Annotated in this window: 9 protein-coding genes and 1 other RNA gene; 4 read left to right on the top strand and 6 right to left on the bottom strand. The window is 71.4% G+C overall.

Annotation, left to right across the window (positions count from 1 at the left end; all coding sequences use genetic code 11):
• Nucleotides 1-15: 15 nt before the first annotated feature.
• Together ACIP82_RS09055 and rnpB are read left to right on the top strand one after the other, a co-directional pair.
• A complete protein-coding gene (locus ACIP82_RS09055; RefSeq protein ID WP_400652309.1) occupies nucleotides 16-1,533 on the top strand; it encodes a DHA2 family efflux MFS transporter permease subunit in 1,518 nt (505 codons plus the stop codon).
• Nucleotides 1,534-1,546: 13 nt separating this feature from the next.
• An RNA gene (gene rnpB, locus ACIP82_RS09060) (RNase P RNA component class A) lies at nucleotides 1,547-1,947 on the top strand.
• Nucleotides 1,948-2,055: 108 nt separating this feature from the next.
• On the opposite strand, the gene ACIP82_RS09065 is transcribed toward rnpB, so the two are convergent.
• The 4 genes from ACIP82_RS09065 to ACIP82_RS09080 all read right to left on the bottom strand — a co-directional run bounded on the left by ACIP82_RS09065 (nucleotide 2,056) and on the right by ACIP82_RS09080 (nucleotide 5,425).
• On the bottom strand, nucleotides 2,056-2,667 hold the full coding sequence (locus ACIP82_RS09065; RefSeq protein ID WP_400652312.1) for an NYN domain-containing protein: 612 nt from the start codon (nucleotides 2,665-2,667) through the stop codon (nucleotides 2,056-2,058).
• Nucleotides 2,668-2,940: 273 nt separating this feature from the next.
• On the bottom strand, nucleotides 2,941-3,198 hold the full coding sequence (locus ACIP82_RS09070; protein WP_363610019.1) for a Prokaryotic metallothionein: 258 nt from the start codon (nucleotides 3,196-3,198) through the stop codon (nucleotides 2,941-2,943).
• A 147-nt stretch (nucleotides 3,199-3,345) separates the two neighbouring features.
• The gene (locus ACIP82_RS09075; RefSeq protein ID WP_363610017.1) at nucleotides 3,346-3,744 is read right to left on the bottom strand and encodes an ACT domain-containing protein; all 399 of its coding nucleotides are present in this window, start codon (nucleotides 3,742-3,744) and stop codon (nucleotides 3,346-3,348) included.
• Between the two features lie 55 nt (nucleotides 3,745-3,799).
• On the bottom strand, nucleotides 3,800-5,425 hold the full coding sequence (locus ACIP82_RS09080; RefSeq protein WP_400652315.1) for an alpha/beta hydrolase: 1,626 nt from the start codon (nucleotides 5,423-5,425) through the stop codon (nucleotides 3,800-3,802).
• Between the two features lie 369 nt (nucleotides 5,426-5,794).
• Between ACIP82_RS09080 and ACIP82_RS09085 the strand changes: the two genes are divergently transcribed.
• Nucleotides 5,795-6,079, top strand: coding sequence for a hypothetical protein (locus ACIP82_RS09085; protein WP_400652318.1), 285 nt, complete (start codon nucleotides 5,795-5,797; stop codon nucleotides 6,077-6,079).
• A gap of 138 nt (nucleotides 6,080-6,217) precedes the next feature.
• Here the strand turns inward: ACIP82_RS09085 and ACIP82_RS09090 are convergent, their stop codons facing one another.
• Both ACIP82_RS09090 and ACIP82_RS09095 read right to left on the bottom strand, forming a co-directional pair.
• Nucleotides 6,218-6,880: a response regulator transcription factor gene (locus ACIP82_RS09090; protein ID WP_363610013.1), complete on the bottom strand. Its 663-nt coding sequence runs from the start codon at nucleotides 6,878-6,880 to the stop codon at nucleotides 6,218-6,220.
• Nucleotides 6,877-8,037, bottom strand: coding sequence for a sensor histidine kinase (locus ACIP82_RS09095; RefSeq protein ID WP_400652321.1), 1,161 nt, complete (start codon nucleotides 8,035-8,037; stop codon nucleotides 6,877-6,879). Before ACIP82_RS09095 ends, ACIP82_RS09090 begins: the two co-directional genes overlap by 4 nt.
• 454 nt (nucleotides 8,038-8,491) lie before the next feature.
• On the opposite strand from ACIP82_RS09095, the gene ACIP82_RS09100 reads away from it, so the two are divergent.
• Nucleotides 8,492-9,982 (top strand): dienelactone hydrolase family protein, encoded by a 1,491-nt coding sequence (locus tag ACIP82_RS09100; protein ID WP_400652323.1) that lies wholly within the window; start codon nucleotides 8,492-8,494, stop codon nucleotides 9,980-9,982.
• Nucleotides 9,983-10,165: the final 183 nt, after the last annotated feature.

A 10,165-nucleotide genomic window follows, 5' to 3' on the forward strand; every position in this document is an offset into this window, starting at 1 on the left:
TGGGAGGATCGACCCGTGGCCCATCCGATCCCCTCCCGTACGCCGACCCCTTCGGGCACGGAGTCCACCGCGCTCGGTCGGCGCCGCAGGCTGCTGATCCTCGCGATCTGCTGTCTGAGCCTGTTCATCGTCGGGCTCGACAACACGGTGGTGAACATCGCGCTCCCGGCGATCCAGAAGGACCTGGACGCCCCGGCCTCCGGCCTGCAGTGGATCATCGACGCCTACACCCTGGTGCTGGCCTCGCTGCTGATGCTGTTCGGCTCGGTCGCCGACCGGTTCGGCCGCCGCCGGGTGTTCCAGACCGGGTTGCTGCTCTTCGTGCTCGGCTCGCTGCTCTGCAGCCTGGCGCCCAGCCTGGAGTGGCTGGTGGTGTTCCGCGCGGTGCAGGCGGTCGGCGGCTCGATGCTCAACCCGGTGGCGATGTCGATCATCACCAACACCTTCACCGAGCCGGCCGAACGGGCCCGGGCGATCGGCGTCTGGGGCGGCGTGGTCGGCATCTCCATGGCGCTCGGCCCGCTGCTCGGCGGCTTCCTGGTGGACGGCGCGGGCTGGCCGTCGATCTTCCTGATCAACATCCCGATCGGTCTGGCCGCCTGTCTGCTGACTGCCCGCTACGTCCCCGAGTCGCGCGCCCCCAGGCCCCGGCGGCTGGACCCGGGCGGGCAGCTGCTGATGGTGGTGCTGCTCGGCTGCGGCACCGCCGCGATCATCGAGGGCCCCGGGCACGGCTGGACGTCCCCGCTGATCCTCGGACTCACCGCCGCCGCCGTCGCGGCGCTGATCGCCTTCCCGCTCTGGGAACGGCGGGTCGCCGAACCGCTGGTGGACCCGAGGTTCTTCCGCAGCGCGCCGTTCACCGGTGCCACCGTGACGGCCGTCTGCGCCTTCTCCGCGCTCGGCGGCTTCCTCTTCCTCAACACCCTCTACCTGCAGGACGTCCGCCACTACAGCCCGGTCGAGGCCGGGCTCTGGACGCTGCCGATGGCCGGGATGATGCTGGTCTGCGCGCCGCTGTCGGGCCGGATCGTCGGGGGCCGGGGCCCGCGCGGCCCGCTGGTCGCGGCCGGCCTCGGGCTCACCGCCAGCGGCATCCTGCTCACCCGGCTCGCCGCCGACTCCCCGCCGGCCCTGCTGCTGGTCGCGTACGCGCTGTTCGGCTTCGGCTTCGGCATGGTCAACGCGCCGATCACCAACGCCGCCGTCTCCGGCATGCCGCGCGCCCAGGCGGGCGTGGCCGCGGCGGTCGCCTCCACCAGCCGGCAGGTCGGCCAGTCGCTGGGCGTCGCGGTGATCGGCACCGTGGTCACCTCGGCCGTGGTCGGCCCGTTCGCCACCGGCTTCGCCCCGGCCAGCCACGCCGGCTGGTGGATCGTGGCGGCGCTGGGCGTCGCGATCCTCGTCCTGGGCCTGGTCACCACCACCGCCTGGGCCACCGGCACCGCCGCCCGGGTGGCCGCCTGCTTCGGCGCCGAACCGCCCGCGCCCGGCCCCGGGGTACGGGAAGCCTCGTCCGAGCGGCTACCATGACCACTACGGCGGACGAGCCGGCCGGGCGGTCGCGACGGGTCCTCAGGGGCTCGCCGAGGAACGTCCGGGCTCCACAGAGCAGGGTGGTGGGTAACGCCCACCCGGGGTGACCCGCGGGACAGTGCCACAGAAAACAGACCGCCCACCGCCTCGGCGGCGGGTAAGGGTGAAACGGTGGTGTAAGAGACCACCAGCGACCGAGGTGACTCGGCCGGCTAGGTAAACCCCACCTGGAGCAAGGTCAAGATCGGTGCCCTCGGGCGCCGTGCGCGGATGTCCGAGGGCTGCTCGCCCGAGTCCGCGGGTAGACCGCACGAGGCTGTCGGCAACGGCAGCCCTAGATGGATGGCCGCCTCCCCGGGCCGCGCAAGCAACCCGGGAGACAGAACCCGGCGTATAAGGCCGCCTCGTCCGCCCCTTGACTTGAGGCAATGCCCCTGACCTGCGCTTTCGCAGATCAGGGGTCATTTGTCCTTCGCGGCGTGGCACGCATGCGCCGATGATGGCAGCCGGTGCTCTCGCTCACGGGGCCTTGGCGTAGTCAGTCGTATCCTTCACCTGCCGGTACACGGCATCACCGACCCAGTGGCAGTACAGCGACGTTCCTGGAATCGAAAGTCGGGGGGAGTGCTGCCCCGCCGAGGACCAGGCCGCGACCTCGGCCCGCGGCTTCCGGTTGTTGTTGAGGGCGGCGACGAACTCCAGCGCGGGCTTGAGATCGGTATCGGCCGACATCATGATGCCGATGTCGTATGCGTCCTGGGAGGCCAGGGCGACGAAGTCGACGGCCAGCTGGACATCGATGCCCTTCTCCTGAGCGGGGTCCGCCGGCCACCCCTGCGGGTATCGCAACGGCCGGGTCACCAGGTGTACCAAGGGGTCGCGTTGCCACATGGCGTGCTGGCGACGGGACGCGCCGTATGAACCGGGCTGTTTCGTCGCGTCCGGCTGTCCACGGTAGATCCGGACCTGGGTCAGCTGCCTGTCATAAGGGCTGTCCCGGGTGATGTGCTGGGCCAGCGCCACTGGGTTGACATGACCGCAGGCTGAGGGTTCCCAGTGGCTGTGGAATCGGCGACGCGCGCCTCCGTAGACGTTCTGGTAGTCCAGGAAGACGATGACCCGGTCCGGCACGCGCCCCTCCCCACGGGGCGCTCCAGGCCCCCAGGAACGAAATAATCCCCGCCAGTGCGGGCTATGCCCGGACGGCGGGGAGGAATGCCTCAAATATAGGCGTGGGCGAGCCGAACGCGCAGCCGGAGCGCCACCCAAGGGTGAGACCTGCGTCACATTCGCTCGAACGGGTGGCCAAAGATGCTGCCGGATTCGAGTCCGCAGTGGGCGATCGACAACCGGTTCGATCGGCGGCAGGCCGCCTCGTCCGCCCCCTCTTCCCCCCTGGCCCGGTCAGCCCGGGTGGGCGCCGACCGCGTCGCGGATCCGGTCGCCCAGGCCGCCGTTGACGCGGGCGCAGTTGGCGCAGCAGAAGAACCGGCCGGACACCTCGACGCCGTGGCCGACGATCCGGACCTGGCAGTGTTCGCAGCGCGGCGCGAGCTTCTCCATCGCGCACTCGAAGCTGTCGAAGGTGTACACGTCGCCGGTGATCGTCTTGATCTCGAAGGCCAGCCAGTAGTCGTTGGAACAGACGTCGCAGACCGCCATGGGGCCGTCTCCCTTTCCTGGTACGGGGCTTGCTGTCGGGGCCGGGCGGCCGGGTGGGCCGCTCGGTCCCTCCCAGTGTCGGAGCCGCCCCCGGGAGCGGCCACCCGGCGCGGGCGATCAGGCGGACGGGCGGGCGAGGGCCCGCGGTCAGGCCGACCGGGCGGCCAGCTCCTCCAGCGCCCGGACGGCCGGCTCGGCGGCGTCGGCGGCGACGAACAGGTGGTCGTGATGGAACCCGGCCACCACGTTGCAGCTGATCCCCTCCTCGGCGAGCCGGCCGGCCACGGCGGCGGTCAGGCCGACGGCCTCCAGCGCCGAGTGGATCCGCAGCGTGATCCAGGCCGCCACGTACTCGTAGCGCAGTCCGAGCGCGTCCGCCTCCTCCTGCGCCACCACCACCGTCACCCCCTCCGGTTCGGCGACGGTGACCACCGGCCGCATCCCGGCGGGCACCTTCGCGGGCAGCGTGCAGTACACGTACCGCCCCGGGTTGAGCTGCGGGTGCATCCCGCGCAGCAACGTCGCAAGATCTCTTTCACCGGCCATGCCCGCCACCGTAGCGGCTCGGCCCGGGCGGGGGCGGTCCCGGCGGATGTGACGTTCAGGGAGAGTCGACACCACCCGGTCGGTCCAGCCGGGGTCCGAGGCCTCTTCCGAGAGGGCGGTCGTGACGGGGCGGCGTTCCCGGGGCGTCGGCCCAGGAGGCTTGCGGCGCTCGGCAGGTCAGGTCCTCGGCCGGGAGCCTGCCCGTGGTCAGATAGGCCGTGAGGCTCTTGTCCGCACAGGAGTTGGAGCCGTGGACGATGTGCCCCTCGCCTCCGGCGACGGTGACCATCCGGGAGCCGCGCAGGGCCCGGTGCATCCCCTGGCCGCCGGCCAGGGGCGTTCCGGGGTCCCACTCGTTCTGCAGGATCAGTGCACCGACCTTGTTGTTCACCGTTGTCCCGGGCTCGTTGCCCTCCTTCCAGAAGGCACACGGCTTGATGTTGGACGCGAAATCGCCGTACAGCGGATACCGGGCCTTGTCGCGGATCGCGTCGCGGCGGTACTGCTCGGGGTCGCGCGGCCACGTACGGGTGTCGGCGCACAGGACAGCCCAGGCACTCGCGGCCTCGTTGTCCGGGGGAACGTCACGGGCGAAGGCCGGCGGGACGGGGCCCGGGGTCCGCTCGGGGGTGCCGGACGGGGCCGGCTTCTTGCCCTCGGCCGCCTTCTTCAGCCGGGCGACCCATTCGGCGGCGGCCTGAACGTGGAAGAACGTGGCGTGCTCGGCGCGGATGCCGTCACCGGTGAGGGGCTTCCCGTCGGCGTCGATGGGCTTGCGGTCGGCCTGGGCGACCAGGTCCCAGAAGGTCTTGCGGACCTCGGCCGGGGAATCACCCAGGTTGTACGTCGTGTGCCGCTCGGCAGTCCATTCGCTCCATCGCGTGAAGGCGGCCTCGGTCCCCTCCGCCATCTCCTGGAACATGCCCCGCCAGATCCGTGCGGGGTCGGTCGCGCTGTCCAGCACGAACCGGTCGGTCCGCCGGGGGAACATCTGCGTGTAGACGGCGCCGAGGTAGGTGCCGTAGGAGAACCCCAGGTAGGAGATCTTCTTCTCGCCCAGCACGGCACGGATGACGTCCATGTCGCGAGCGGTGTTGCGGGTGGTGAGGTGCCGCAGTGTGTCACCCCCCTTGGCCCGGCACTTGTCGGCCACCGTGCGCGCCCACTCCACATCCGCCGCGAATGTCCCGGCCCTGTAGGGGCGTTCAAAGTTCTGTTCGTCGTCGGTCAGACCGCAGCTGACGGGAGAGCTCTGTCCGACGCCCCTCGGGTCGAATCCGATGAGGTCGTACCGTTTCCTGACTTCCTCGGGGAGGTTCAATTCCGGGTCGACAGGCAGATTCAGGCCCGGCCCGCCGGGGCCGCCGGGGTTGAGCAGCAGAACGCCGCGACGTTCCTCCGCACTGCCGGCCGTCAGCCGGGATATCGCGATGTCGATCTTCTTGCCACCGGGATCGCTGTAGTCCAGCGGCACCTTGAGAGTCGCGCACCGATAGGTGGCGGGGCTCCCCGCGTCGCAGCGCTGCCACCGCGGCTTCTGCTGCGTGTACTGCCACAGCGGGTCCTTGGCCGCGGAGGCCTCGGACGCGGAGGAGGCTGTTGCGGGAGTAAGCGCCGAAACGAGAGTTGCCACGGCGCCGACAGCCAGAAGAGATGCTGTTCGTCTGTTTCGCACGATCATGCTCGTCCTTGCCAGGGAGGGGTTGCTGGTCAGGACACGATCCTGGTTTCCGGGGCCTCGGGTGCGCATCGCGGGAAGGCGGGAGAAAACGCTCCCTCGATCGGGGGAGATCGCCGGTGGGCTGCCCGGCCATACTGACGATCATGATCAGGGGAATCCGGCCGTTGCTGCGCGGCTCCACGTATGCGGGTGCGTTGTTCGCCGGCTGCGGGGCGCTGGCGAGTCTGCCGTTGCTGCCTTTCGCCATGCTGCCGGCGCTGGCGTGGCGGTCCGCTCCCTACGGGGTTCAGTTCGTGCTGACCCTGTTGGTCCGGGCGGCGCTGATCGTCGTGGTCGGGCTGGCCCGTACCTGTGTTTTGCGTCGATCCGGTGGCGGCGCGGGCGGCTCTGCGTGGTATCGAGGAGTCGGCCCGGGCCGCGTTGGAGGACCTGGACTATGTGCTGGGTGTGTTGCGTGAGGAGGAGCCGGGGACGGCGCCGGCGCGGACTCTGGAGGATCTGCCCGAGTTGCTGGACCGGTTGCGGTGCGCGGGTGCGGTGGTGGAGCCGGAGCTGTCGGGCGACCTGGCGCGGGTGCGGCTGCTGCACGGCGAGACCGAGGCCGGCCCGGACGGGCCGCGGCACTGGCGGCTGGCGGTCCGGCTGCCAGCATGACCGGCCCCGACACGGGCGAGACCGGCACCACCAGCCCTGCCGCCGGCCCTGCCGGCACCCCCGTGACACTCCCGGTACCCGCCCGTGCAGCGCTGGTGACGCCCGGGGCCGAGGACATCGCCGTTGGCTCCGGCGGCGTCAGGCCGGGTGGATGAGGCGGCTTTCGTAGGCGAAGACCACGGCCTGTATCCGGTCGCGGAGTTCGAGCTTGTGCAGGATTCGCCCCAGATGGGACTTCACGGTCGCCTCCGCGAGGTACAGGGTGGCCGCGATCTCGGTGTTGGACAGGCCGCGGCCCACCTGGACGAGCACCTCGCGTTCACGGGCGCTGAGCCGGCTCAGCCGTTCGTCGCGGTCGGCGCTGCTGCCGTCGGGGATGTGCGGGCGGAGGTTCTCCAGCAGGCGTCGGGTGATCCGCGGGGAGACCACCGCGTCGCCCGCGGCGACGCTGCGTATCGCGGTGAGAAATTCCTCGGGCCTGGTGTTTTTCAGCAGGAAGCCCGAGGCTCCGGCGTTGAGTCCGGCGAAGGCGTATTCATCCAGGTCGAAGGTGGTGAGGATCAGCACTCTGCTCTGCGGGGAGATCCTGATGACCTGTCGGGTCGCCTCGATCCCGTCGGTCCCGGGCATCCGGACGTCCATGAGGACGACATCGGGGCGCAGCTCCCGGGCGAGGCGGATGGCCTGGGCGCCGTCCGCGGCTTCGCCGACCGGTGCCATGTCGGGCTGGGCCTCCAGGACCGTGCTGAAGGCCATCCGGAGCAGCGCTTCGTCGTCGGCGATCAGGATGCGGATCGTCATGCGGACGCCGCTCCGCTGCTGCCGAGGAAGAGGAGGGTATGGACTCCCCAGCCGCCGCCCGGAAGCGGTCCGGCCCGCAACTTCCCCCCGTAGGCGGCCGAGCGCTCGCGCATGCCGGGGATGCCGTGGCCGGATGGTGTGGCGGCGGGAAGTGGCGGGCAGGGGCCGCTGTCGGTGACGTCCACGGTGACGGTCTCGGTTGAGCACCGTATCCGGACCTTCGCGTGTGTGCCGGTGGGTGTGTGCTTGAGGGAGTTGGTCAAGGCTTCCTGTACCAGGCGGTAGACGGTGAGTTGTGCGGTGGCGGGTATGTGGGTGTGGCCGCCGTGGACCTCGAGGCGGGTCGGCAGCCCGGCAGCGCACATCTGGTCGGCGAGGGTCTCCAGTTGTGCGATGCCGGGCAACGGGTGGCGCTCCGCGTCCGGTTCGTCGGTCCGCAGGATGCCCAACGAGCGCCGCATGTCGGTCAGGGCCTGTCGGCCTGTCTCGGAGACCTGGAGCATCGCGGTGGTGGTCCGGTCGGGCGACCGGTGCTGCGCGTAGACGGCGGCGTCGGTGAGCGCGACCATGACGGACAGGTTGTGGGTGACGATGTCGTGCATCTCCCGGGTGATGCGTGTCCTTTCCTCGGCGACGGCCAGTCGCGCCTGCTGTTCCTGTTCCTGCTCCAGGCGTGCGGCCCGTTCCTCCAGGGCCGCGAGGTAGGCGCGCGTGGTCCGCACATTCACACCGAGGACGGCGGCGGCGACGGCCATCGCGGTGACCGCGACGAAGGGGGTCAGGAATGCGCCTTCCGCCGCCCAGCGCAGGCAGGCCAGAAGGACCCCGGCCTCCACGATGGCACCGGCGACAAGCGTGCCGCGCCGGCCCGAGTTCGCGGCCGCCGTGTAGAGAGCCACCAGCAAGGCGATGTCCGCCGGCAGCTGGACGTCCATCAGCCACTGGACGAAGGCCGCGGCCGCTACGGCGCCGAACACCGTGAGCGGGGCCCGGCGCCGCCACACCAGGGGCAGCGCAAGGGCGGCGGTGAGGGCCACGGCCACCGGCAGCTCCTGCGGCGCGCGTGTGGTCACGACGTTGAAGAGGAGAAGCGTCGGCAGCAGCGAGTCCCACACCACGGGCGGCAGCCGGGAGCCCCAGCGCCCGGCGGCTGTCATCAGTCGCGCCGCTCGTGCGGAGGCCAGGTCGGCGTACCCGGTCAGCCGTAAGGCTGTCCTCGCCCACCGCACCCGGTCCCGGTGGCGTACCCGGTGGGTATGGCCGGGTTCCGCGGCCGCCTCGGTCATCACACGTCCCTGTCGATTCGGCATCATGGTGGCCCCGGCCAGGGCTGCCACCGCGTACAGCCGGATCCGGGCCGAGTACGGGGAACGTACGCCTCGCGCTGCCCGGCACGTACCGCAGCCCTGTCACGGTAGGCCGCGGGCCCCGCGAAGCACATGAGCCCACCGTCTGATGGCACCGTGCCGGGATACGACCGCAGGAGGAGTCCCGCCACCTCCCGTGGTCGCAGGGCGGCCGCTGATCCGGCGTGCTCGATTGCTGCTCCGGTTGCACGGGGACCCGCCACGGATTGCGACCCCGGTCGCACACGATGGCGACCCGGGACCGATGTGGCAGCGCATACCCGGCGCCGAGTATGGCCGGGTGACCGAGATCATCGCGGGACTGTACATGTCCCCCCTGGAAATCCTTGCCTTGCTGGGCGCCGTCGCACTGGTGGTGGCGCGCTGGCTTCCCCCCGCCGCCCGCCCACGCGTCACGATCGTGGCGGGGGCGGTTCTCGTGCTGTCCGCGGTCCTGCTCAGTGCGGCGGGGATCCGCTGGCAGATGCTGCCGGTACTGGCAGGCGCTGCCTTCGCGTTGCCGTTCGCCTTCTCTCCCCTGCTGCGACGCCGTACCGGCCGGCCGGCGTGGCGGGCCCGCTGGTGGCTGGCGTTGCCGGGATCGGTGGCCTGCGTCGGCCTGGTCGCCACGGGCCCGGTGGCCGCCTGGGCCTTTCCCGTACCCGTGTTCCCCGAGCCGTCGGGCGACTTCGCGGTCGGCACCCGCGTGGTGCAGTGGACCGACCCGGGCCGCCCCGAGACCTTCACCGCCGATCCGGACGACCGGCGCACCGTCGTGGTCCAGCTCTGGTACCCCGCGCAGAAGAGCCCCGCAGGCGCGCAGCGGGCCCAGTACCTCGGACGCACGGAGGCCGAGGCGCGCACCGTCTCCGACGCCCTCGCCCGCGGAGTCGGCCTGCCGGGCTTCCTGGTCGACGGTGTTCCGCGTGCCCGCACCCATTCGGTCTTCAACGCCCCGGTGGCCGGTGGGGGCGAACGGTTCCCGGTCGTGCTGTTCTCTCCCGGGTCGGGCGGAGTGCGCACCCAGAACACCGCCTGGGCGGAGGAACTGGCCAGCCACGGCTATGTGGTCGCCGCCCTCGACCACCCGTACGACTCCGCCGCCGTCGTCCTCGCCGACGGCCGGACGATCACCACCGAGACCGCCTCCAGCGGCGACCCGGACGAGGACGACAAGCTGGCGGCCGACTGGACAGCGGTCCGAGCCGCCGACCTCAGCTTCGTCCTCACCCAGCTGGACAGTCTGGACCGAGGCGAGATCGCCGGCCCGCTGAGCGGACGCCTGGACACCAGCCGGGTCGCGGTGACCGGCCACTCCATGGGGGGTGCTGCCGCCCTGCAGGCGGCCCGGCAGGATCGCCGGTTCGACGCCGTCATCGATCTGGACGGCTACCCCCACGGCCCCACCTCGCCCTCCCTCGACCGGCCGACGCTCGCGCTCACCCAGGCCGTCACCCCGGGAACCGACCCGCGCTACGTACCCCGCCTCACCGAGGTGCTCAAGTCCAGCACCGCGACGAGCTACCGGCTCACCATCCCCGGCGCCGCACATCTCACCTTCATGGACGGCCCCCTGTATCTGCCGCCCGTGCCCTCGATAGTCGGCTCCCTGGGCCGCACCGAGAGCCCGCGCGTCGTCGCCGCAGCCACCCTCGCCTTCCTGGACGCCGTTCTGCAGGACAAACCCGGCGACCTGGCGGGCGTTCTGCCGGCCTACGGCAACCTCAGCGTCTACCACCCGGACAACGGCCGCTGATCAGCCGTTCCGGGGCACGTACGACTGCCGGACGAGGATGACGAGATCATCGACCCCGGACGGCCGCGCTCGAACCGCTGGTAGGCGGTGGTGAAGTCGGCCCGGGGCGCGGTTCCGGTCTTTCGACCGGCCCGTTTCCCCGGAGCCGCTTCCCGAACCGGGCATGCGACTTGGCACCGCACC

This window comes from Kitasatospora sp. NPDC088548 (assembly GCF_044753005.1).
GTDB lineage: Bacteria > Actinomycetota > Actinomycetes > Streptomycetales > Streptomycetaceae > Kitasatospora.